A 25,303-nucleotide genomic window follows, 5' to 3' on the forward strand; every position below is an offset into this window, starting at 1 on the left:
TACTGCTTCCATATATAACTTTTGTTCCTCTCGGGCCGCCTTTACCGATTTTTATTTCTTAGTTGCTCTTTTTCTCTTCTTCACTTCTTTTTCCAGACCTTTGACACTTTTAAGATACTCTTCTTCCACCGGAGATAATGTATTCTCCTGATACTTTCGATATTCCGCCTTTGCCTTCTTTATAGCCTCATCATGGCTTACTTTGCCAGAATCTTCAAGGAGCTTTCTGTTCCCAGATGTAAGAATAGAATCCAACTGTTCAACATAATCAATCATATACATTGGCTTATGTTCAATGCCGGCAGTTCTCCTGAAAAGGAAGTTAATCCCATAAAAGGCTTATTAGCATCTGCTCTTTCATAGATCACTTCTGCCGCAGTATGACCGTGTGCCGCGTAATGAAGCTTGTTCTGAACAATCTTAAAAAACTGTATAGACTCATCACTCTTTGGATTGTAATCAACACTGGTTGCATACAAATCCAGAACCTGACGATAAAGAACCTTTTCTGAAGAACGGATATCTCGAATCCTGTCAAGAAGTTCTTTCCAGTAATTACCACCGCCATTTCCTTTTAGACGCTCATCGTCAATTGTAAATCCCTTGATTATATATTCTTTCAAACGTTGCGTAGCCCACTTACGGAAATGCGTCGCTGTTGAAGATTTAACTCGATAACCCAAAGAAATTATCATATCAAGGTTATAAAATGGGAGTTCTCTTGTGACCTGTCTGTTTCCTTCCATCCGAACCTGTCGGAATTTCCGACAGGTTGAATTATCATCTAATTCACCCTCGTCGTAAATATTCTTAATGTGATCAACTACGTTTGTTCTGGATGTTTGAAACAGCTCTGCCATCTGTTGCTGTGTCAGCCATACAGTTTCATCCTCCATTCAGACATCCAGCTTAGTCAATCCATCCTCTGTCTGATATATAATGATTTCTCCATAATTATCCATAATGTTCTGCTCCTTAGTTTTCATATTCTACATTTCTTCAAGTCTCTCTATCTTTTTCAGTGCCTGCCCCAGCCCGAAGTGCTTATAACACATATTCCATCTGTACATCAAATGGCTCCTCATCTGCAATCCAGGGTATTATCTCCTCGGCATGCACGCATCCCAATGCCTTATACGCAGCCTGAGATTCTTTTGATGAATGAGCGGAAATGTATAGCTTTTTTGCACCATGTTCCTTTGCCGCCCCCGCTGCTTTCTCAAAAAGCTTTCTTCCAACTCCCATACCCCTGAATGGTTCTGATACTTGAAATGTAACAAGCTGGACATACTGTCCATTTGTTCCTAATCTTTTTGTACCAACCGTGATATATCCTATCAAATACGTCTCTTCAAATGCCCCATAATCTATCATGTCCCCATATAGATTATTTGCTATTGCCGACGCTTCTTCTCTGCACTTATCAAGACTCCATTCTTCCACAAATGAAATAGGCAGAAGAATCCAGTTTCCATCCACATTTCTCCAGCACTCCGTGACAACCTGATGCCTAATAAAGTTATCCAGTGAATGGGAATTAAAGTTATCTTCAGTTAGTCTCTCAACTCTTATTTCCATACCTCAATGTCCTTTATGTTTTTTCATCTTCTATTGCACCAATTTCCTCATATAGCTTATTCATGCGCTCCCTATTCTGTATCAGTAGAAAGCTTGCCTGAGTTTTCTGCAATCAGATAGCACGCATATCGAATGAGCATATAATCATCAACTTCTCGATTACCGCCTTTACCGATTTTTATCATTTTGCTGACGTCAGCAAAATGATCCGTTACAGTTATCCCATTGTTTTCACAAGAAGTCTTTCTCCTCCTGCTACTTCCAACTTTCCCATAATACGAACCCACATAAGCGGTTCAGTTCCACCGTGGTATCAGTGGCAATCCTGTTTGCTTTTTAAAGTGGTCGAATTCGACCACTTTACAACTTTAATTTATTATTACTAAGTAATAGCTCTATAATGTCTTTGTACTTATCCTTGTCTCGATCTTCCAGAATAGTTGTTATTCTTGCCCCAGAATCTTTAGAGGATGCTCCACATAGGTAAATCTTTTCACTATCCAATCCATAATCAAGAATAATATATCTATCGTGAAATACACCACCAGATTCATATAGCTCAATATCTAGTCCTGTATACTGTTTTCTAAAATCTGTATATTCAATAGCAGTTAGTCCCTTCATCAAATTATCGCTGTATACTCTTATTTTGACTCCATCTTTTGCATGTGCAAGTAGTTGTAAGGTCTTTGTACTAATATAATTATCAACTACATAAATTGAACTACTTGCTTGTGAATATATTTCTGCGTATGCCACATCTGAATCAAATATTTGTCCATTATAAAATAAATATCCACGACATGCATTGGCTTCACTAAAATTCTCAAAGATTTCTGCTAGCTCAGATTTACGGACGACATCTGATAATTCTCCCATAGCAATAGCAATATCATCTTCAACTTGATTTAGACTTTTCTTTATTTCGGCTATACTTTGAGTCGTATTTGTCACTTGCATAGATAACTGTAGCATCTGTCTGTTAGATGGAAGCATTTCATTAGAAACAATGTAATCTTTCATCTTTTTAAATGTTCTTACTAACGCTCTACTTTGCTTAATTGCAAGGTCACCTCTTAAAACAGTCATCAGCATATATACGCCTTGCTCTGTAAATGCATAAGGCGTATAGCGCGAGCCGCCCCAACTTGAGGTGAAATTTTTGCACCTCAAAATATCATCAAATTCTGTTTTTGTAAGGCGAAACATAAACTCGTCACCCTCAAATTTTTTAGCATTATTCTTCACCTGGCGGTTAAAGTTCTTGGTTTCATATCCATATATTTCTGCCAAATCTGAATCAAGCATCACCTTTACACCACGTACTTCATATAGTTTTTCTTTCAAAAGTTCTTCCGTGATTTCTACTGGAACTATTTCAGTATTTTCGACCACTTCCTTCTTTTTATCGTCCATATTTTCCTTTCAAAATCTTGAGGTCAAATTTTTCGACCTCAAGATTCTATGTCTTAACCTTAATATTTAAAGTGTTCACTTCTGAACACTTTTTGAAGTCCCTGCAATTTTCTGCAATTCTTTATAATATGCCAGATAACGATAAGCAGTCCTCCTGCTTACATCACCCTCTGCTACAATCTCTGAAAGAGTCATGCCATTCTCATATTTAAAAATAAAATCATTGTATGCAGACATCCATGCTTCATCATGTTTTTTACGTCCACCGAAGTTACGATTACGGAGCGTTTCATTTTCCGCCTTTAGCTCGGCAACCTCTTTTTCTAATTCTTTTATTCTCTTAAGAGCTTCATCAAGTGTTGTAATCTTCATTTTGTGCCTCCTCGCTTTATGGCACAATTATAATTCCACTCCGCTTGTGTGTCAATATGATTTGTGACACAAATATCTCTCGCATTTCCAATCTTGTAGCCTATTTTGAAGATGATAACTTTTAGGATAGCATTATTAAAGGGTCTGGCAATCGCCAGACCCTCTACTAGCCCTCTCAAGTTAACCCCTCAAGATCTTTGATTATCTTTAAATATAATTTTTGGACAAAAGTGCACACGTTTCTGTATGCATTGTATGCCCGAACTGATCGCAGACGGTATACTTCTGCAGATGATAGCCGTTTTCTTCCAAATGCTTCAGGTCGCGGGCCAAAGTGGCGCTGTCGCAGCTGACGTAGACGATGCGGGATGGCGCCATGGCAATCATGGTATCTAGGGCAACTACATCGCAGCCTTTACGTGGTGGGTCTACCATGATGACGTCTGGGTGAGACATCTTTTCGTAGATTTCTGGAAGGACTACTTCTGCCTCGCCGCAATAGAATTCTGCATTATCTAAGCCGTTAAGCTTGGCGTTGGCCTTGGCGTTTTCGATGGCCTGTGGCACAACCTCGATACCGATGACGCGGCCTGCGTGCTTTGCCATGGAAAGGGAAATGGTTCCGATTCCGCAATATAAATCCCACACATCCTCACTTCCATGCAAATCAGCATATTCTAAAGCCTTACTATATAATCTTTCCATCTGGTCATGGTTGACCTGATAAAAGGAATTGGCGCTGATGTCAAAGGAAATAGTATCACCGTTTGTAAGTGTGATGCTGTCGCGGATGGTTTCCTTGCCATAAAGCACCTTAGTCTCATAGCCCATGATGACATTATCACGACGAGTGTTGATGTTGAGCACCAGTGATGCTAGAGAAGGCTCAACGGTTTTCACGTGAGAAACAAGTGAATCCACTTTCGGCAGTGATTCTCCATTTACTACCACACAAACCATAGTCTCGCCTGTAGCCTTACCCTCGCGAACTAGGACGTGACGAATCAACCCCTTACCACTCACTTCATCATAAGGAGCTACGCCACATTCCTTCATATAATCAATTATCGCATATACGATATCCATACTCTTCTCAGAGCAAATCTTACAATCATCAGCTGGTACGATGCGATGGCTTCTGGCGCCGTAAAATCCTGCGATGATGTTTCCATCCTTGTCCACGCCGATAGGCACCTGGGCCTTGTTACGGTAACGAAGTGGGTCTGCCATGCCAAGAATAGGCTCACGGATGTTGTCTACAAAGGCACGATCATAGCCACCAATCTTTACAAGATTGTTAGCAACGATGTTGTCCTTAATCTCCAGCTGCTTCTCATAAGCTACCTGCATAATCTGGCAGCCGCCGCACTGTTTAGCATTAGGGCAGGCAGGCTGAACACGGTATGGGCTAGGTGTCACGACCTCCTTCAAAGCGGCGAAGCAGTATGTCTTTTTCACCTTGGTGATAATGACGTCACACTCATCCCCTACTACTGCATCTTTGACAAAAATGGTCACACCATCTGTGTGACCAATTCCTGCGCCTTCAAGGGACATATCTTCAATTGTAAGTCTTACAATATCATTCTTATTCATTAATTCTTTCCTGTTCTACGGATGTTTGAATCAAGCAGACGGTTAAAGCCCTGCCATGCAAGATTGTTCTCATCAACATTCTCAAGTGCCTCGTAGATAGTCTCAAGCTTTGCATCGATGTTATCTGCAAAAGAAAGTGCGATAGCTTCGGCAATAGCTGGCTTCTTAGGTGAGCCAAATTCCAGTTCGCCGTGGTGAGATAAGATGCAGTGGATAAGCTCCTTACGCTTTACCTCAGGGAAGCCTGGGATATCATCGATGGCGCGGTCTACCATGTTAGCGCCCACGTAGATGTGACCTAAAAGCTGGCCCTCATCTGTATAATCGTTGCGAGGGAAGTCTGAAAGCTCCCTAACCTTTCCGATGTCGTGGAAGATGGCTGCTGTGATAAGTAAATCTCTATCTAAAAATGGGTACTGCTTGCTGAAATAATCGCAGTTGGTTGCAACTGAAAGTGTGTGCTCAAGCAAGCCGCCAGTAAATCCATGATGCACTGACTTAGCAGCAGAATGTGCCTTGAAGGCTTCGATGAAATCCTTGTCCTCAACAAAGTATTTTCTAAGGAGCGCCTTCATGTATGGTGCTTTGATGGAATTAATAAGCGCCATCAAATCGTTCCACATAACGCCGATGTCCTTCTTACTAGAAGGGATGTAATCTGTGATTTCGAATTCGCCAGCGTTAGCCTTGCGAAGTCTTTTTATATTGAACTGCAATGCACCGTTCCAGCTGGTGATATCACCTGTAACAGTGATGAAATCCAGCTCATCGTAATCGCTGATTCCCTCAGAATCAACATCCCAGATTTTGGCGTCGATAGTGCCTGTTTTATCGCATAATGTAAGCGATTCGAATGCCTTACCAGTCTTAGAAATGCCTGCAGTTTTTTTCTTGCAAAGATAAGTTTCTGTTCCTCTGTCTCCCTCTTTAAGTGTGTTAATGTATTTCATAAAATTCTCCATTCTAAGCTCCAAAGGAGCGGCGCAGCGTTGCTGCAAAAATCTTACTTAATTATAAGGTATGCGGGGGAGATAATCAATGTAATGATGATGGTCGAAAATATAAATTATTTCTTCTTTTTTTAGTCGTTTTCGCACTTTTTATGTGGTAGGATTTTTATAGATGCGAATGGGGATTTGCCCTCATCCGCCCTGCGGTCACCTTTCCCCAGAGGAGGAAGGCTTAAGATAGGAGAAGATTATGGAAAGAAAAAAATTGTTTACTCAGGTAGATGGGCTGCTGCATGGAGGGGATTATAACCCTGAGCAGTGGTTGGATAGACCTGACATTTTGGAAAAAGATATTAAATACATGAAGGATGCCCACATCAACACAGTCACAATGGGTGTGTTTTCCTGGGCTGTGCATGAGCCAACTGAGGGCAACATCAACTTCGACTGGCTGGCTGAAATCATGGATAGACTTTATGAGAATGGGATTTACACAGTGCTGGCAACACCTACTGGTGCCCGCCCTGCCTGGTTGGATGAAAAATATCCATCTGCAATGCGTTGCAATGAAATGGGCGTGAGAAATCACCATGGAGTTCGCCACAATCACTGTATGCAATCACCTGAATTCCGTGAGAAGGTCCGCATTATGGACTCTAAACTGGCTGAAAGATTTGCGGGACATCCAGGGCTTTTGATGTGGCACATTTCCAACGAACTTGGAGGATATTGCTACTGCGATACTTGTCGTAAAAAATTCCAGGAGTGGCTTGCTGATAGATACGACCACGACATCGAAAAATTAAATAAGGCTTGGTGGACTACATTTTGGTCTCACAAATTCAATAGCTTCGACCAGATTGACCCACCTTACGCAAACGGTGAAAACTGCGTCCTTGGATTGAATCTTGATTGGAAGAGATTTTCTACCTGGTCTGCAACAGATTTCATGAGATTTGAAATTGATACACTTCGCAGTGCAGGCGCTAAAGAACCTACCACAACTAATTTCATGGAGATGTTCTACGACTACGATTACCATTACATGAAGGATTTCATCGATGTAATCAGCTGGGACAACTATCCAGAAATGCACAACAACTGGCAGACAGATGCTGACCATCTGTTGGAGCGTAGCTTTAACCATGCACTTTTTAGAAGCATGAAAAGGGATAAACCATTTATGATGATGGAGTCGGCTCCTGGACTTGTGAACTGGCGTCCATTCAACAAATACAGAAGACCTGATATGCATGAGCTGATTTCCATGCAGGCAGTTGCAACAGGTTCTGATACTGTTCAATACTTCCAGATTAGAAAGAGCCGCGGTTCTTCTGAACAGTGGCACGGCGCTGTCATCGACCATATCGGCACAAACGACACTCGCGTTTTCAAAGAGGTTGCAAAGCTTGGCGAGGATTTAGAATCTATCTCTGAAGTAGCCGGCACACTTTCCGACAACAAGGTTGCCATTATTTTTGACTGGGATAACCGTTGGGCCATTGATGATGCCTGGGCTCTTGCAAAGGAAACCAAGAAATTTGATGAGACCTGCATGAATATCTACAACGTGTTCATGAAGCTTGGCGTCGAGCCAGATATCATTTCATCTGACATGGATTGGAGCGGCTACAAAATCATCTGCGCTCCTATGTTATATGTGCTTCACGACGGCGTTGGTGAAAAGATTGCAGATTTTGTAAAAAACGGCGGTCAGTTTATGAGCACATATTTCACCGGATATGTTAACAAGGATTTGCTTGCAAACCTTGGCGGATTCCCTGGTGATGGATTGTCCGAAGTATTCGGTCTTCGCTCTGAAGAAATCGATACACTCTATCCTGAAGACAGGAACAGTATCAGCATCATCGACAGAGCCGGAAAGCCTTCTCATTCAATTGAGGTTAGGGATTATCAGGAATTGCTTAGAGATGTCACTGCCGATGTTTTGGCTAGATACAATGGTGATTACGTTGCTGGCAAGCCTGCCATTACACGCAACAACTACGGTGATGGACGTGCTTACTATGTGGCATGCCGCACAAAGCAGGAAGATATTGAATTCATTTATCGTGAGATGTTGGAGCATGCACATATCGCATATACGAAGTTACCTGCGGGAATCGAGAAGCACACTCGCTACGCTGAAGACTGTGCGTACGACTTCTACCTCAACTGCACAACCGAGGAAATTGTTGTGCCTAACGTAACTGGTACTGACCTTATTACAAAAGATAAACTGGCCGGCTCGCTGTCGCTCAAGGGCTACCAGATAGCTGTAATACGAAGATAAAATAAAAGCCACCTAGTTACGGCTACAAGCCTAATTAATTCTCCGCTTCACTAATGTGAAGCTAAAGAATTATTAGAGCTTGATGCCTACTAGATGGCTTTCTTTATCTTATAATCTACATATTACGGTTGAGTGACACCACGAGCACGTCGTCGCTATCTTCGTCGGCTACCAGGTAGTCGGTGATTTCCACACGGCGAAGAATGCCGTCGTCCCCTTTTTGGATAACGCGGATTTCCACCTTGTCTGTTCCGTTTTCGTATTCCTTCAGAAGATTTTCCCTTGAAAATGTATTTTTAAAAAGCTCTCTGTCCATTTCGTGCATGGTGCTGGCTCCCGATTCAATGAGCTCGTCAAAGCTGCCAGCCACATCACATTTGGTGGATGTAAAATCCTTGTAGGTCAAAAAGCTATAGGTGTTCTTAGTCAAGTTGCCCAGTATCATCAGTGGATACTGCTTGAACAATGCCTGACTAAGTAATTTTTGAATACTAATACTATTTTTCTTATTATCTGCTCCCATGATTCTTGCTCCCCTAAATACGTTGTGCAAGAAATACTATACTGCTTCTTTGGGAAAAATGCAAAGAATTTAGGTTGTGGGCAATCTGTTACGGCAACAAGCAAAATTATTCTACACTCGGCTAGGATGCCTCGCTTAAGAATAATTTTTCTTGTTACCTACAGATTGTTCGCTACGTTATTTTAATGCCTGGGCGATATCGGCTACGAGGTCGGCGGAGTCTTCTAGGCCGCATGATACACGGATGAGGCCTGCTGGGATGCCGGCTGCTTCTAGCTGTTCATCTGACATCTGGCGATGTGTTGATGTGGCTGGGTTTAGGCAGCAGCTTCTTGCGTCAGCTACGTGTGTTTCGATTGCGATAAGCTTAAGCTTCTTCATAAAGCTTTCTGCAGCTGCACGACCGCCTTCAAGCTCGAAGGATACTACGCCGCAGCCGCCATTTGGAAGGTACTTCTGAGCGATTTCATAGTACTCATCTCCTTCAAGACCTGGGTATGTAACCTTCTTAACCTGTGGCTGCTCGCTTAAGAATTTAGCAACTGCAAGTCCGTTTTCTACATGGCGAGGCATGCGCACGTGAAGTGATTCCAGACCAAGATTTAAAAGGAATGCATTCTGTGGTGACTGGATGCATCCAAAATCACGCATAAGCTGTGATGTACATTTTGTAATGAATGCACCTTCCTTACCGAATTTCTCAGCATAAGTGATTCCGTGGTAGCTTTCGTCTGGAGTGCAAAGTCCTGGGAATTTGTCAGCATGAGCCATCCAGTCGAAGTTGCCTGAATCTACAATACATCCACCTACTGCAGCGCCGTGACCGTCCATGTATTTTGTAGTTGAATGTGTAACGATATCTGCTCCCCATTCAATTGGTCGGCAGTTTACAGGTGTTGGAAATGTGTTATCAACAATAAGAGGTACACCGTGTTCATGTGCAACCTTGGCAAACTTTTCAATATCAAGCACTGTAAGAGCTGGATTAGCAATAGTCTCACCAAATACTGCTCTGGTGTTATCCTTGAATGCAGCGTTAAGCTCTTCCTCTGATGCCTTTGGAGATACGAAGGTCACATCTACGCCCATCTTTCTCATAGTAACTTCGATAAGGTTGAAGGTACCACCGTAGATAGATGATGATGCAACGATGTGGCTACCGCATTCGCAGATATTGAAAAGTGCAAAGAAGTTTGCAGCCTGGCCGCTGGATGTAAGCATTGCAGCTGTACCACCCTCAAGAGCCGCAATCTTTGCAGCAACATAATCGTTAGTAGGGTTCTGTAATCTTGTGTAGAAATATCCGGAAGCCTCTAAATCAAAAAGCTTTCCCATATCCTCACTGGTGTCATATTTAAAAGTGGTGGATTGCACGATTGGAATCTGGCGTGGCTCGCCGTTTCCTGGAGTGTATCCAGCCTGTACACATTTAGTTCCGATGCCTTGATTAGTCATTAAACATATCCTCCTGTATATTTACAATTAAATAAGGAGCGTAATCAAATACGCTCCTTACACTTTAACACATTAAAGGACTAATTTAAATAAATTGTTAACAGCAGATTTCTTTATATCTGGCAGAAACCTTGCTCCAATCCAGAATTTCCCAAAATGCCTTAATATAGTCAGGTCTTAAATTTTTATATTTAAGATAATATGCATGCTCCCACACATCTAACGCAATCAGTGGAATCATGCCCTTGCCCTCGGAAATAGGATTGTCCTGATTTAAAGATGTAGACACCGCCAGCTTTCCTGATTTATCCGCTGAAAGCCAGGCCCAGCCAGAACCAAACTGTCCTGCTGCAGCTGCAGACATCTGCTCCTTCAAAGCATCCAGGCTACCAAAAGTTTTATCGATGGCTGCTGCCAATTCACCTGTAGGCTCCTTCGCAGGATTAGGGGAGAACATTTCAAAATACAGATTGTGATTGTAGTAACCACCACCCTGATTTCTTAAGCCTTTTCTCAAGGTTTCATCACTGACTTTATCTAAGCTTGCCAACAGCTCCCCTGCTGATAGATTAGCCATTCCCGCTTTTTCAGCCAGATCATTGAAATTCTTAGTATAGGTAGCGTGATGTTTGCCATGGTGTGTCTCCACTGTCTCCTTATCAATGTAAGGCTCCAGGGCATCTGTAGCATAAGGTAATTTAATCTGTTCGTACATGTGCATACTCTCCTTTCAAATAAACCATTGATACTCAAACATTAAATGTTTTCACATTTTAGATACCGAAAGTACAGTCTATGTCTAATCCATGTTAAATCTATATAAAATATATTGGGCAATCAATTTTTTACTATCTGTTGTAGTTTTTTTCATTTTAGATAGTAGTCCTTTTGAACAACATTACTATCTATTTTAATTTTTCTTTCTCAGATAGTAGTCTGTTATTTGCTCACTACTATCTATATACATTTTTTCTTCTTCAGATAGTAACCGCCACAATCCTTCTTACTATCTAGAAGCTATTTTTTCCTACAGATAGTAGCCTTGTCATACAGCCCTACTACCTAGCAAGCTTTTTTATTCCTCAGATAGTAGACCTCTTCAAAATCACTACTATCTATTTAAAAAATCTTCTCTTAGATAGTAAAAAGGCTTCGATAGCCACATCCACCAGCAGTGGCAGGGCCACGCCGACGATGGTGTAAATAAGAAGCACGTATTCTGGTGCGTCGAAGATTACTGGCCAGGAAGCAACCATGTACAACGGCTTGCCAACTGCCAGGCAGTAGCAAACTGAAACCAGCTTGAACGCAAGGATGTGCATAAACAGGATGGACATGGTGTGCTTGCCGATGAAGGTAAGCCAGCCGCCTACAATATTATTTTCTAAATCCGATGCAAGAGATGCAAGCATTGCCATACCAAGGAAGGTAGTGGCTATTAAAAATAGTGGATTTACGATGGCTGATTTGGAAAGCTCTAAGGTTCCGAAAGGAAGTAATGCAAGTAACAATGCAAATGCCACTGGTGCTAAGCAGATCACTACCCACTTCTTACCAGACAATTTAGCCAAAAAGCCACCATCTACAAAAGCACGTGTAACCACGCCCATCAGATAACAGCTGTACACTCCAAAGAACTGCAAGTGTCTGTCGGCAATAGGTGCCTCAGAAGCAAAGCCTATAGAAATAGCATAAGTCACTATCAAATTGCAGGCCATCAAAGCCACAAGCACTAAAACTCTGGCCTTCTGGCCTAATCCTCTAATCACATACTCCACAAAACAATGAATAACGCAAACCAAAAACAGCACGATTAAAAACCAGCTGGCGCTGCCCATCTGTGGGATGTCCTTAAGAGTGAGCACATTATAAACATCCACTATCAGCTCCTTAATACCCTTGCGGTGCATCAGTGTCTGAGCCGCCTTTTGGATGAAGATAACATCCTCCTTGAAGGCTCCATTATCAGTGTAGAAATTCAGGCTGATAAACAGATTGTTAAGTATCGCATAAACGATATTAAATCCCATATAAGGAAGCAACAATCTGCGAACGCGGGAAAAGAAATATCCCTCCGCCTGCTGCAGGCTGGCGCCATGTGCCTTATTAAAGCAATATCCACTTACAAAAATAAAAACGGGCATGTGAAATAAATAGATGAAGTCACGAGCCACACCAAAGGTGTGCCCGTAAACCATCAGTATTATCGCAATGCCCTTAATAATATCTATATTGTTATTTCTAGTCTTAGTATCCATTAGTCAATCTTTTTTGCGGGAACTCCCACATAAGTTCCTTCTTTAATGATGTTTTTCACAACTACAGCGCCTGCACCGATAGTACAGTTAGAACAGATGGATAGATTATTGCTAACCACTGCACCTATGCCAATCCATGTGTTGTCACCGATGGCAACTGTTCCTGCAGTGTGTGCTCCAACTGAAATGTGTGCGTAATCTCCAATCATGTTGTCATGATCCACCGATGCACAGGTGTTGATGATAACTCCATCTCCAACAGTGGTGCCAGGATTAACCACTGCCCCTGCCATTACTACTGTACCAACGCCGATTTTGGCGTCATAGGCGATAACTGCGCTAGGGTGAACCAAAGTAACAACATTTGCCCCTTTGCTTATAAGCTTTTCCTGCACCTTACGGCGGATTTTAGCATCACCAATTCCAACGATAAAATCGTATTTTTCATTGATGAAATTATCTAAATCAGTATCTTCATCCGCAACAGGATATTCGCCAAGCATATCGATAGTAGGATTTAAATCTACAAATACGATATTGTCATATCCCTCTTCAAGTGCAATTTCTGCAATAACCTTGCAGTGGCCACTAGCGCCCATAATAGCTATACTTTTCATTACTCGTTCCTCTCTTCCCCGTTTTTAGTGATAATACTATCAACTATATATATTGGACGATTTTTCACTTCCGCAAAAATAATCGCCAAATATTCTGAAATAAAACCAAGTATGATAAACAGTACTCCAAACATAAAGCTGATAAGAACTACAAGTGTTGAATATCCATCTGGTGCATTTCCAAGGAAGAACTGCACGATAGAATAGATTATCAAAATAAATGAAAATGCAAGTGATACCATACCAGCATAGATTCCCATTTTAAGTGGCGCATCTGAGAAATTGCAGATAGCGTTAAGTGAAAGCTTTACAAGTGCCTTAAGGTTGTAGTTGCTTTCTCCTGCTACTCTGGCACTGGCCTTGAATTCTAATGTAGTTTTTTTGAAGCCAACATTCTGCACATAGCCGCGTAAGAATCTAACACGCTCGCGATAATCCTTCTTAAGCACAAGTGCTACCCTACGGGATATTCCGAAGAAATCAGAAGAATTGTTTTCAAAATTGGCCTTGGACATCTGATTCATAACCTTATAGAAGGCTGCAGATGTTACCTTTTTGAAAAGGCCTGCATCCTCTCTTTCGGTGCGGACCATGGATATTACATCATATCCCTCGTCAAATTTGGCGATGATGGCTGGGATAGATTCTGGTGGATGCTGTAAATCGGCGTCCATGCATACGATTCCATCACCTGTGGCCACATCAATGCCTGCAATCATAGCAGCCTCGTGACCTCTGTTGGCTGCAAAATTAACAACGATTACATGGTCATCTGCTGCAGCAAATTCCTTAAGCAAATCAAGGCTTGCATCACGGCTTCCATCATTAACGAATATAAGCTCATAGTCCCACCCAGCATTACCACAGGCTTCCTTAAGGATGGGACTGGTGTGGTCGTAAAACTGTTTAAGACCAAGCTCCTCATTATATACTGAAACAACTATCGAAATTTTCTTTGCCATAATTTTCCCTTTAATAAAAAATTTAGCGCCGAAGCTGACATCATCAGCCCCGACGCTTGTATTATACCATATCTTATGATGGCAAAGTATTTTTATTTATCTAGGTGCCAAAAGTGTGTTTAAATCCACACCAGCCATACCGCTTGCCTTAGCGATAGTTGCTGGGTTTTCAGCATCCCTGTACATTTCATATGAAACCTTTGCATGATTTGTTGTATCAAGAAGGCCATTTGCAAGTCCCTGTGGCATTTCGATGATTGGGTCGTCCTTCTCTCTTGAAAGTATGATTCCATCGATGTGGCTGTTGTTGTTTGCAACCATGATTGCATAAACAATAGATACTGCCTGTGCTTCCTGTCCGCCAGAAGATGTGTATCCCTGCTCAGAAAGCTTAACTGATCTTACTGCGCCAGATGGTGATAAGAATGCTGGCTGACTTAAGAAGTCTGTAAGAACATCGATATTGTAAACTGAAATATATTTTGTGTTCTGGTTTCTCTGTACCTTCTCTGTTGGTACCCAAGCCATATTATTAGTTAAAGGATAATTGTATGCATGGAAAGCAAGTCTCCAATCAATGTTACCCTGGCTTGCGATATAGTTGTTGAATTGAGTAAGGAATGCTCTTGAGCTGTGAGCGCCCTTGCTTGAAGCGTTCCAAGCATGATCAACACATGTGTAAACATTTGCATTAGCATTTACTGATTTGATTGCGTTGTAGCAAACACGGAATGCGTTAGCATATTCTGCTGTGTACTGTGGAAGATTATTACCACAGTTCATGTAGTTCCACTGTCTCCAAGCGTTAACCTCATTACCGATGATGAAGTTATCAACCTTTGCAGTCATACCGAAGAATGGTAAACCGCTGTATCTTTGTGCTAAGAATGTACATGCAGCTGCAAGTGTCTCTGCACCTTCAGTTGTTGTAGCATTGAGACCATAATAAGAATGCTTGCCTAAACCATCATATGCGTAAGGGCTGATGAAGTTTGTCATTGCATTTTTATCGCAAACAAGAACTAATGAAACCTGTACTCCCTGGGCATATAATCTTGCGATAAAGTTATCATATGCTGAGATATAAGCTGTGTTAAAGCTATAAGATTTTCCGTTGTATACGTAAGGTGTGCCACGTCCGTTTGAAATTCTCTGAAGTTCAAGTGTTACTGTAGCCTGTTTTGCACCAAGCTGAGCGAATGTACGCATACCCATGTTTGAAGAGCTTCCTTCTGCTAATAAGCCCTTCTTGCCGCTTTCAACTCTTGCAATCTTATGACTACCAATTGAATCTGGATTAAGAATAAACATGCTGTTTGAAGCTGGCTTTAATGCGCCACCCTTCATAACGCAAACTGTAAACTTCTTAAATAATAAAGATGCTTCAGTATTATATCCTAATGGTGCTGTAAATGAAGCTGCAGCTGATACTGGTGCCTGAGCCACATCAATACCTGTAGGTGCTGCCTGATTTACATCAGAAGCAATCAAATGATACACCCCATCGTCAGATGAAACTGCACCCTGAGATGTAACTACTACGTTACCATCCTGAATGACTACAGCCGCAATTGTTACCTGGCTAGCAGCCTCTGCTGTAAGTGCTGGTGTTGATAAAAATGTAGTTACTACAAAAGCAAACGCCATCACTAAACTCGCAATACGATTAAAAACTTTCATACAAAAATAACTCCTTTAATTTTGATGCTCAAAAATTACAGGAGTTATAATATCATAAATTTATAAAAAATGTGTGAATTTCTATAACTTTTTCGTTTTTGCAAAAACAAGAAACTTGCTGAGAATATAATTTGTAACTGTTACTACAACTGCAGATACCAATGTTGCCACCCAGTCTCTTGATAATCCACAGATTACTGCTGGCAAAAATCCTGGAAGAAATGCCATAATTAATGCGTCTAAGAAATAAGTAACTACTCTTGAAGACGTGAAGCTAGCAAATTCTTTTATCTTATTAGGATTAGTGCTTTTGAAAACGAACTTACGGTTTGTAAAGTATGCAAATAACACACCTGCAATCCAGCGAATTAAAACAGCTAGTTGCATATGCAGCTGGTTCCCATTAACATCTAATACGAATCGACATAATCCGTAAGCAATCCAACTGACAATTGTAGTAAGTACTCCTACCACTAAATAGTTGATGATTTCTTCATGAGCAAAATATAAATCTTTAATCTTTTTCATTATGACTTCCTTTTCTATTGCTTTATTCCATATAGTTTACAAAGTACTGCTTTATATTTTTCAATATCATTTACTTCGGCAGAACGCTTAAGCTGATTCTCCTTCAGGGTGTTGTATAGCTTTTCATCTGAAAGTACATTAACTATCTTATGTGCAAAATCCTTATCATCATCTGATAAATATCCGTTATATCCATCAGTAATCAAATCTATCATTCCATCTGATGGTGTGCTGATGATTGGTGTACCAAGAGCCATTGATTCAAGGGCAACCATAGGTGTGCCTTCCCATCTGGAAGTAAGAACCATCAGCTTAGAATCATGTAACAGCTTAAGTGGATTGCTTTGATATCCCAGGAAGCTCACATTATTATCAAGTTTAAGCTCAGTGCATAGCTGTTTTAATTCCTCCTCATCTTCGCCTGTTCCTGCTATTCCTACTTTTATATTAGGATATTCGTCCGCTATAAGACGTGTGATTTGCAGTAATCTATGGAGATTCTTTTGGTAAACCATTCTACCTACAAAAACCATATCGTAATCATAGGTGTTAGGATCTAATTCCATTCTGTTATGAAGTTCATTAGTGTCGATGGCATTGTATAGGATAACACTCTTTTTCTTTAAAGGGCCATGGAAGGCATAGCCTTCAAATGAACTCTGGGAAACCCATATAATATTTCTAGCCTTCATGGCTGCATAAAAATATGCAATAGACTTTGGAGAAATACCCCTGCTATTATAGGCATTATTATGTATATGAGAAATAAGTGGGATGGAACCACATGCTTTTGCTGCAAGAAATCCTGCACGCATGTCATGAGCATGGATTACATCAGGCTGATATGCGACAATTACACGTTTTAATTCTGAAGTGTTCATTTTTTCTACTGGATAGAAATTAATTTCACGCTCTTCTAACGCTTTTCTAACTGTGCCATCAGGACTACAATATGCCATCTCTACATCATCGTCAGACTTGAACATGTTAATAATCTGGCATACAACATTCTCAGCTCCTGAATATATATGAGAACTTAGGATGTGTAAAATCTTCATAACTTATCCTTTCATAAAATAATTGTAGCCGTATACGCGACTACAATTATTATTTACTATATATCTTTTCGCCAAACCATCTTGTTAACAACACCTGTGTAAGACTGGATAATCTTTACAACCTTTGTTGAAACATTTTCTTCGATGTAATCAGGTACTGGTATACCATAGTCACCCTCTTCGTTCATATCGATGGCTGTTGTAACGGCCTGAAGAAGTGAATGCTCGTCAATACCTGCAAGCACGAAGCAAGCCTTATCAAGAGCCTCTGGACGCTCTGTAGATGTACGGATACATACTGCTGGGAATGGGTTGCCAATGCTTGTAAAGAAGCTTGATTCTTCAGGAAGTGTACCTGAATCTGAAACTACTGCAAAGGCATTCATCTGCAGATGATTGTAATCGTGGAAGCCAAGTGGCTCGTGCATGCGAACACGTGGGTCAAGCTTGAAGCCTGTTGATTCTAATCTCTTACGGCTACGTGGATGGCAGCTGTAAAGGATTGGCATATCATACTTTTCAGCAAGCTTGTTGATTGCTGTAAAAAGTGATGTGAAGTTCTTTTCTGTATCGATGTTTTCCTCGCGGTGAGCGGAAAGAAGGATGTACTTCTTTGGCTCAAGGCCAAGCTTATCAAGAACATCTGATGACTTAATCGCATCTAAGTTCTCATGTAATACTTCTGCCATAGGAGAGCCTGTAACATAAGTACGCTCCTTTGGAAGACCGCATTCTGCAAGGTAACGTCTGGCGTGCTCTGAGTATGCCATGTTTACATCTGAAATGATATCTACGATACGACGGTTGGTCTCCTCTGGGAGGCACTCGTCCTTACATCTGTTTCCAGCTTCCATATGGAAGATTGGGATGTGTAATCTCTTTGCTGCAATAGCAGAAAGACATGAGTTTGTATCGCCTAAGATAAGAAGAGCGTCTGGCTGAATTTCTACCATGAGCTCGTAAGATCTGGCAATAATGTTGCCTACTGTCTGGCCTAAGTTGTCGCCTACAGCATCCATGTATACGTCTGGGTCGTCTAGCTGAAGGTCCTTGAAGAATACGCCATTAAGATTGTAGTCGTAGTTCTGACCTGTGTGTGCTAAGACGCAGTCGAAGTACTTGCGGCACTTTTTGATTACGGCGGCAAGACGGATAATTTCGGGTCTTGTGCCTACTATGATTAATAATTTTAGTTTTCCGTTGTTTTTGAACATAATTTTACCCTCATCAGTCAGCTTCGCTGACAGCTTCTCCCAAGTTGAGAAGCCTTTTATACTTTTTCGAAATATGTATCTGGTCTGTCCTGCTCCAGGAGTTCGTTGGCCCACATGAATGTTATTAGATCTTCACTATTCGATAGATTAACAATATTATGTGCATAACCGGGCAACATGTGAACTGCCTGGATTTTCTCACCACTTACTTCGTATTCTATCATTGGAAATGGCTGGCCATTTTCATCTACACCTACGCGGCGCTGTTGGATGAGACCGTGGCCTGATACAACGATAAAGAATTCCCATTTAGTATGGTGCCAATGCTGTCCCTTTGTGATACCTGGCTTACTGATATTTACTGAAAACTGGCCGTGGTCTGCTGTCTTAAGAAGCTCTGTAAATGAACCACGGTTGTCTACGTTCATCTTTAAATCAAAGCATGCCTTATCCTTTGGAAGGTAGCTAAGATATGTGCTGTATAGCTTTTTAGCAAAGCTGCCATTTGGGATGGCTGGCATCATAAGTGTGGAAGGCTCGGCTACAAAGCTATCAAGAAGCTCTACTATTTCGCCTAATGTCACACGATGAGAAACAGGAACATAACAATAGCGTCCTGCTGTATCAGGTATCACCTGACCATCCTCATCATAATCACATCTGTGCTCATCGCCACGAAGGGCGTTTATCATTTCGTTAACTAAATCATCTATGTATACAAGCTCAAGCTCTGTAGTTGGATCATTAACTGTAATTTCAAGACCGTTAGCCTTGTTGTTGCAGAATGTAGCAACAGCTGAGTTGTAGTTAGGACGGCACCATTTACCAAAGAGATTTGGGAAACGGTAAACTAATACCTTAGAGCCTGTCTCCTGTCCATATTTAAAAATAAGTTCCTCACCAGCAAGCTTGCTTTTGCCGTAATCGCTACCTGCATATCTGCCTAAAAGTGTAGCCTGGATAGATGATGAAATCATTACAGGACATGTGTTGCCATGCTTTTTAAGTGTGTCTAAAAGTGTGCTGGCAAACCCAAAATTTCCTTCCATGAATTCAGCTGTATCTTTAGGACGATTAACACCTGCAAGATTAAATACGAAATCGCAATCGCTACAGTATTTATCAAGCTCCTCTAAGGTGGAAGCTCTGTCGTATTCGTAGATAACAATCTCTTCGTCAAGGCTATGGAACTTGTCCCTGCCATCGGCGGCACATTTGAGTGTCTCTACTAAATTTTTACCCACAAATCCGGCTGCGCCAGTAACTAGTATCTTCATTATTTATTCCAATTCTCTAACATTTCTCTAACATAGTCAGTAGTCATAATCTTATCAACAGTGCCCTGAACATCAAGACGCTTTGTGTTGTGTGATGTGTAAGCATCTGCTGCCATAGTGTGAACCTGTCCGTCTACGAAGAACTTATCATAGTTAAGGTCACGTCCGTCAGGAAGAACGCGGTAGTAGTTACCCATATCTACGGAACGAACGCACTCTTCGTTAGTCATAAGAGTTTCGAATAATTTCTCGCCGTGGCGTGTACCGATGATTTTTGTACCTGTGTCGCCAAAGAGCTGCTGAACAGCCTTTGCAAGGTCGCCAATTGTGCTGGCATCAGACTTCTGAACGAATAAATCACCTGGCTCGCCGTGCTCAAAAGCAAACATAACAAGAGCAACTGCCTCGTCAAGATTCATAAGGAAACGAGTCATGTTAGGGTCTGTGATTGTGATTGGGTTACCTGCCTTAATCTGGTCGATGAAAAGAGGGATAACTGAACCACGTGAGCACATAACGTTACCGTAACGTGTAGTACAGATAGTAGTCTTACCGGCTGCAACACGAGCGTTTGCGCCGATAACCTTTTCCATCATGGCCTTTGAAATACCCATAGCATTGATAGGGTAAGCTGCCTTATCTGTTGAAAGACAAACAACACGCTGTACGCCAGCTTCTACTGCTGCGTGAAGAACGTTGTCAGTACCTTCTACGTTTGTACGAACAGCTTCCATTGGGAAGAATTCGCATGAAGGAACCTGCTTAAGTGCTGCTGCGTGGAAGATGAAATCTACTCCTGGCATAGCGTCCTGAACTGAACGCATGTTACGAACATCGCCAATGTAGAACTTAACCTTACCTGCAAGGTCTGGGTGCTCAGCCTGAAGCTGATGTCTCATATCATCCTGCTTCTTCTCATCACGTGAGAAAATACGGATCTCCTTTAAATCTGAATCTAAGAAATGCTTAAGTACAGTGCTTCCGAATGAGCCTGTACCACCTGTAATCATAAGTGTTTTATCTTTGAATAATTCGCAATTCATTGCGTTTCTCCTCTATATTTATATTAACCTTTGAATTCATTAACTGCATTAATAACAGCTTCAATTTCTTCTGATGTAAGTTCTGGGAACATTGGAATTGTTACTCCGTGCTCTGCCAAATCTTCTGCAACAGGGAAATCACCATGCTTGTAGCCAAGTCCCTTGAAGCATTCCTGCTCATGCATTGGAACTGGGAAGTAAACTCCTGTAGCAATTCCCTTTTCTTCCATGTATGCTCTGAAAGCGCTGCGATTTTCAACCTTCATTGGATATACATAGAAGATGTGTTCATTATGCTCACCAACTACTGGCTTTGTGAAAAGTGGATTAGTAATCTTTTCATTATATGTAGCTGCAATCTGTCTGCGGCGCTCGTTCCAAGCATCCAAATGTGGAAGCTTAACTGAAAGCATTGCTGCCTGAAGAGCATCCAAACGTGAATTGAAGCCTACAAGGTAATTGTAATATTTAGGTAAGTTACCGTGGAAATCGATTTTAGATTCATCGAAGTCCTGACCGTTTAATCTGGCATATGTGTATGCACCGTTAAGACCTGAACCGTGAACACGGTAAGCCATGCAGCCCTTGTAAAGAGCTTCGTCATCTGTAACGATGATACCAGCATCTCCTGCTGCGCCAAGGTTCTTAGTAGGGAAGAAGCTAACGCATGCCATGTCACCAAGTGAGCATGTGCGGCGTCCCTTATATTTAGCGCCTGCTGCCTGTGCGCAATCCTCAATAACAAGTGCATTATGTGCGTGAGCGATACGAACGATTTCGTCCATATCAGCTGCCTGTCCGTAGATATGAACAGGAATAACTGCCTTTGTCTTTGATGTGAATGCTGCCTCAAGCTTGGCAGGATCCATTGTGTATGTATCTGCATCAATATCAACAAATACTGGTGTAGCGCCAACCTGGGCAATAGCCTCAGCTGTTGATACGAATGTCATAGCTGTAGTAATGACCTCATCACCTGCGCCAATGCCTGCTGCAAGAAGTGAAATAACAAGAGCATCTGTTCCGTTACCTACACCTACTGCATATTTAGCACCGCAGTATGTTGCAAACTGCTGCTCGAAATCTGCAACCTTTGGTCCTAAGATGTAGCCACCTGAGTGTAATACCTCAAGGGCTGCTGTATCTAACTCCTCCTGAAGAGAAGCATATTGTCTTTGTACATTCATTACTGGAATCATATCTGTTTCCTCCATTAAACTCAATCCCTAACAGTATATCACATTATTTTACATTTGTTAAAACATAGCTTATAATCGATATGTTTATTATGAAGTGCCATTTTTGGCTGAAAGGAAATTATGTCTAAACAAACAAAAGGAATCGTGGGGACCACCCTGCTTATAACCATACTTACACTGTGTTTCAAAGCTTTAGGTTTTGTTAAGCAGGCCGTTGTTGCCTACTATTTTGGAACCACATTTGAAACAGATATATATTATGTAGCTTTTAATTTTGTTGGCTCCCTTTCATCAGCATTTATCAGAGCCATCACCATATCACTGGTAAGCATTTACACTCATTGCCTTGTGCAAAAAGGACGTGATGAGGCAAGCAAGCTTTTAAGCGCCTGTTTGGAGCTTTTAGTTCCTATCGTTCTTGTGGTTTTACTTTTAGCTTATATGCTTACACCACAGATTGCTGGAATACTGGCTCCTTCTTATTCACCAGAACGTTCAATGATTTTGCAATCTTACCTTAGAATATGCTATCCATTCTTTTTATTTGCGGTAGTTACACTGGTATGGACTTCCATGATGGATGCCAATAAGGATTTCGTTGTAAGCCGTACAGAATCAGCCATCACAAGTATCACAACAATCCTTTGTTGCGTGCTTTTGTACAACGTACTTGCAGTATCATCATTGGTTGTTGCGCAGTATATCAGCTATATCGTTTTTGGTTCTCTTTTGCTGATTAGAGGCCGTCAGTATTTTAAATTCAGTTTTGTAAAATTTAAGAATGTGCCTGAAATACGAACAGTACTTCTTACAGCCCTTCCACTTTTTATTGGAAATTCCGTATCGCAGGTAAATAAGATTGTAGATAATTCACTATCTACAGGGCTTGGCGCCGGTAACGCATCTGCCCTTAATAACGCAGTTGTATTAGAGGATTTTGTTTGCGTTATCTTAGTTAATAACGTTGTAGATGTTTTATATGTAAACTTCTCCACATACACCACTGAAGGTAATTTTGAAAAGCTTATTGATACAATGAGAAAAGCAATCAACACAATGATTTGTATCATGCTTCCTATCACAATAGTTACCTGCATGTGTTCAAAGGAAATTGTTACTATCGCTTACGCCCGTGGCGAGTTCAATGCTAATTCCGTTGCAATGACAAGCGCTGCCCTTATTGGTTACGCTTTGGGCTTCGCAAGTTCAGGTGTCCGTGACATTATTTTAAGAGGTCTGTATTCGTTCAAGAATACAAAGGGCCCTATGATCACTGGTTTCTTCGCTGTTGGTGCCAACATAATGTTCAGTATCATCCTGTCACATTTTATTGGCATACTTGGCATTTCAATTGCCAGCTCCATCAGCTTGACTGTAAACTTTTTGATTAACTCACAGATGCTTAAGAAGCATATACCTGATTATAAATTCAGAGTGCATCTGCCAGTATTACTTAAACAGCTTCCAAGTGCTGCATTTACCATCGCAACTGTTTTGGTTGTAAAGCACTTTGTAGCAAGCAGTCTTCTTACATTTATTATCTCAGCCGTTATCGGATTAGGCGGATATGGATTGATTCTTATGGCAATGAAGATTGAAGAAGTAGATATTATTAAGGAAAAAGTGTTAAGCAAGATTGGTAGATAAAAGAAGCTAAACAAAAAGGTTGTTCCGATATGATTCGGAACAACCTTTTTTATTCTCCTAATTTTACAATTACTCTTCCATCTGAAACAACGATGCTGCCATCATTTGGATATGTTGGCATTTTCTTTACTACAGATTCTTTGGCAACTGTTCCATCGTCTTCGATAACATGCTCATTTCCAAAACCAATATGCTCACGGATGAAATATATTGAGCCACCGTAACGAACAATATCAGTGTAACGAGGGAACTTTTCAAGCTTAACAGCCTCCAGCTGTTCGTTATTATCAACATCAACAAAGGTTCCATCATCAAGCTTGTCCCAGCCAACCAATATGATATCCATATCCTCTGAAAAACCGTCGCAGGTTTTAATAGCTGTAATAAGCTGATTAAAGTATGATGTTGCCTGTTCTTCGGCTATTTCAGCCTTCATATAAGCTGCATTGTCCATATAGATGTAACCAAATGTCATAACAAACAAGCTTATGATCTGAACCCATGTAACAGCGGATACAACACCACTCATCTTAGTATTAGATTTGCAGTTAGCCTGCATCTTTTCAATCAATAATAAAGGTAAGATATATACAAATATGTCACCGTAAACCATCAATGTATCTACATGATATTCACTGCTGGTAGAAAGCAGATACACAAGGTTCATACCAATTGGTAAAAGTATAACTCCAACAATGCTAATAAGCTTTAAGCCAATATTTGATTTCATACAGCTTATCAGATAAATAATCTGAAGAATTGTAACTACCACGATTATTGCCGTGAAAGCTCTTTGATATAAAACTGCATTAATTCCTGCCTGACCAAATCCAACGAAGGCTTTGATAGAGTCTACAATAAGGGCAGGGAATTTAGCTATTGAATAGCCCTCATTCATTCCCTTATACTCAACAACTTCAATGTGCTTTAACGCCATTGTCAATTTACGAATAACAGCCCATAAAACCATGCCACAACCTAAGTTTACAAGATAAAGGATTCCTGTTTTGACATAAGCAAGAACACTATCAAATTCATCATCAATGGAGCTAAGCAACAACGCCACCAAAAACATTACTATGGTTACAGCGAAAAAAGCCTGATATAAGCCAAGGCCTACTGCCGATACTATTACTGATAATATAAAAGAACCCACGGTTTTATTTTCGATAAAAATCTTTGCAGCAAGCACTGATAAAAGAAGTGCCAAATGGTATTCCCATGATGTAAACATAAAAGAAAATATGCTTGTTACAACAGGATATACCACCATTACTGCACCAATGGCTGCTGCAATGAATTTGCTATTAACCTTGAATAAATCAACCAGCAACATTGCTGCAATTCCAACGAATACTATAGATAATATTCCGTTAAAAACAGGTACTGCAAAAAGCTTAGTAGTCATCATTTGTAAATCGTATATGATTCCAAGCATCCATCGTCCTGATTCGTATGTGCCACCTAAGTTAAACAGACAAGCTGCATTATCATGATATGAAATACGATTAAATATAATGTATCCATGAGCAAGAAGGCCTGCTATTAATACCGCACACAAACTGTAGATTTGCTGAGTAGAAAGCCTATCCTTGCATCGTGCTATAAATCTTTCAATATCATCTGTAAAATTCATG

Annotated in this window: 21 protein-coding genes and 1 pseudogene; 2 read left to right on the forward strand and 20 right to left on the reverse strand. The window is 40.9% G+C overall.

From position 1 onward, the window contains the following. Window positions 1-51: 51 nt before the first annotated feature. The 6 genes and pseudogenes from rhuM to G611_RS0102285 all read right to left on the reverse strand — a co-directional run bounded on the left by rhuM (window position 52) and on the right by G611_RS0102285 (window position 5,912). Window positions 52-962, reverse strand: a pseudogene (gene rhuM / locus G611_RS13615) (RhuM family protein). A gap of 82 nt (window positions 963-1,044) precedes the next feature. Then, window positions 1,045-1,578, reverse strand: coding sequence for a GNAT family N-acetyltransferase (locus G611_RS0102260; protein WP_028242225.1), 534 nt, complete (start codon window positions 1,576-1,578; stop codon window positions 1,045-1,047). A 360-nt stretch (window positions 1,579-1,938) separates the two neighbouring features. After that, window positions 1,939-2,994 carry an ORF6N domain-containing protein gene (locus G611_RS0102265; protein ID WP_036947856.1) on the reverse strand — a complete coding sequence of 352 codons (1,056 nt, stop codon included), beginning with the start codon at window positions 2,992-2,994 and terminating at the stop codon, window positions 1,939-1,941. Between the two features lie 75 nt (window positions 2,995-3,069). Further along, window positions 3,070-3,366, reverse strand: a complete 297-nt coding sequence (locus G611_RS0102270; RefSeq protein ID WP_028242227.1) for a hypothetical protein — start codon at window positions 3,364-3,366, stop codon at window positions 3,070-3,072. Window positions 3,367-3,573: 207 nt separating this feature from the next. After that, a complete protein-coding gene (gene rlmD / locus G611_RS0102280) occupies window positions 3,574-4,962 on the reverse strand; it encodes a 23S rRNA (uracil(1939)-C(5))-methyltransferase RlmD (protein WP_028242229.1) in 1,389 nt (462 codons plus the stop codon). After that, a complete protein-coding gene (locus G611_RS0102285; protein ID WP_028242230.1) occupies window positions 4,962-5,912 on the reverse strand; it encodes a 3'-5' exoribonuclease YhaM family protein in 951 nt (316 codons plus the stop codon). Before G611_RS0102285 ends, rlmD begins: the two co-directional genes overlap by 1 nt. A gap of 250 nt (window positions 5,913-6,162) precedes the next feature. Here G611_RS0102285 and G611_RS0102290 point away from each other — a divergent pair, with 250 nt between their 5' ends. Further along, window positions 6,163-8,205, forward strand: coding sequence for a beta-galactosidase (locus G611_RS0102290; protein WP_028242231.1), 2,043 nt, complete (start codon window positions 6,163-6,165; stop codon window positions 8,203-8,205). 115 nt (window positions 8,206-8,320) lie between these two features. Here the strand turns inward: G611_RS0102290 and G611_RS0102295 are convergent, their stop codons facing one another. The 13 genes from G611_RS0102295 to G611_RS0102355 form a co-directional block, all read right to left on the reverse strand. Beyond that, window positions 8,321-8,728, reverse strand: a complete 408-nt coding sequence (locus tag G611_RS0102295; RefSeq protein ID WP_028242232.1) for a hypothetical protein — start codon at window positions 8,726-8,728, stop codon at window positions 8,321-8,323. Window positions 8,729-8,905: 177 nt separating this feature from the next. Then, window positions 8,906-10,183 carry an O-acetylhomoserine aminocarboxypropyltransferase/cysteine synthase family protein gene (locus G611_RS0102300; RefSeq protein ID WP_028242233.1) on the reverse strand — a complete coding sequence of 426 codons (1,278 nt, stop codon included), beginning with the start codon at window positions 10,181-10,183 and terminating at the stop codon, window positions 8,906-8,908. A 97-nt stretch (window positions 10,184-10,280) separates the two neighbouring features. After that, complete coding sequence (locus G611_RS0102305) at window positions 10,281-10,898, reverse strand: superoxide dismutase (protein WP_028242234.1); 618 nt, start codon at window positions 10,896-10,898, stop codon at window positions 10,281-10,283. 400 nt (window positions 10,899-11,298) lie between these two features. Then, window positions 11,299-12,441: an acyltransferase family protein gene (locus G611_RS15085; RefSeq protein ID WP_051195015.1), complete on the reverse strand. Its 1,143-nt coding sequence runs from the start codon at window positions 12,439-12,441 to the stop codon at window positions 11,299-11,301. Then, a complete protein-coding gene (locus tag G611_RS0102315) occupies window positions 12,441-13,058 on the reverse strand; it encodes an acetyltransferase (RefSeq protein ID WP_028242235.1) in 618 nt (205 codons plus the stop codon). Before G611_RS0102315 ends, G611_RS15085 begins: the two co-directional genes overlap by 1 nt. Continuing rightward, window positions 13,058-14,020, reverse strand: coding sequence for a glycosyltransferase family 2 protein (locus G611_RS0102320; RefSeq protein ID WP_028242236.1), 963 nt, complete (start codon window positions 14,018-14,020; stop codon window positions 13,058-13,060). Before G611_RS0102320 ends, G611_RS0102315 begins: the two co-directional genes overlap by 1 nt. Before the next feature lie 96 nt (window positions 14,021-14,116). Then, complete coding sequence (locus tag G611_RS0102325; protein WP_028242237.1) at window positions 14,117-15,700, reverse strand: DUF5722 domain-containing protein; 1,584 nt, start codon at window positions 15,698-15,700, stop codon at window positions 14,117-14,119. 81 nt (window positions 15,701-15,781) lie between these two features. Next, the gene (locus tag G611_RS0102330) at window positions 15,782-16,228 is read right to left on the reverse strand and encodes a GtrA family protein (protein WP_051195016.1); all 447 of its coding nucleotides are present in this window, start codon (window positions 16,226-16,228) and stop codon (window positions 15,782-15,784) included. A 14-nt stretch (window positions 16,229-16,242) separates the two neighbouring features. Beyond that, a complete protein-coding gene (locus tag G611_RS0102335) occupies window positions 16,243-17,286 on the reverse strand; it encodes a glycosyltransferase (RefSeq protein ID WP_028242239.1) in 1,044 nt (347 codons plus the stop codon). 56 nt (window positions 17,287-17,342) lie between these two features. Continuing rightward, the gene (gene wecB, locus G611_RS0102340; RefSeq protein WP_028242240.1) at window positions 17,343-18,500 is read right to left on the reverse strand and encodes a non-hydrolyzing UDP-N-acetylglucosamine 2-epimerase; all 1,158 of its coding nucleotides are present in this window, start codon (window positions 18,498-18,500) and stop codon (window positions 17,343-17,345) included. Between the two features lie 56 nt (window positions 18,501-18,556). Next, window positions 18,557-19,777, reverse strand: coding sequence for an NAD-dependent epimerase/dehydratase family protein (locus tag G611_RS0102345; protein ID WP_028242241.1), 1,221 nt, complete (start codon window positions 19,775-19,777; stop codon window positions 18,557-18,559). Further along, a complete protein-coding gene (locus G611_RS0102350; protein ID WP_028242242.1) occupies window positions 19,777-20,820 on the reverse strand; it encodes a polysaccharide biosynthesis protein in 1,044 nt (347 codons plus the stop codon). The genes G611_RS0102345 and G611_RS0102350 overlap by 1 nt, the downstream gene beginning before the upstream one ends. Window positions 20,821-20,843: 23 nt before the next feature. Further along, the gene (locus G611_RS0102355; RefSeq protein ID WP_036947858.1) at window positions 20,844-22,019 is read right to left on the reverse strand and encodes a DegT/DnrJ/EryC1/StrS family aminotransferase; all 1,176 of its coding nucleotides are present in this window, start codon (window positions 22,017-22,019) and stop codon (window positions 20,844-20,846) included. Between the two features lie 120 nt (window positions 22,020-22,139). Between G611_RS0102355 and murJ the strand changes: the two genes are divergently transcribed. Next, window positions 22,140-23,666 (forward strand): murein biosynthesis integral membrane protein MurJ, encoded by a 1,527-nt coding sequence (gene murJ, locus G611_RS0102360; protein ID WP_028242244.1) that lies wholly within the window; start codon window positions 22,140-22,142, stop codon window positions 23,664-23,666. Window positions 23,667-23,715: 49 nt separating this feature from the next. On the opposite strand, the gene G611_RS0102365 is transcribed toward murJ, so the two are convergent. Next, on the reverse strand, window positions 23,716-25,302 hold the full coding sequence (locus G611_RS0102365) for a glucosyltransferase domain-containing protein (RefSeq protein ID WP_028242245.1): 1,587 nt from the start codon (window positions 25,300-25,302) through the stop codon (window positions 23,716-23,718). Window position 25,303: the final 1 nt, after the last annotated feature.

Source organism: Pseudobutyrivibrio ruminis AD2017, assembly GCF_000424305.1.
GTDB classification, from domain to species: Bacteria; Bacillota; Clostridia; order Lachnospirales; family Lachnospiraceae; genus Pseudobutyrivibrio; species Pseudobutyrivibrio ruminis_B.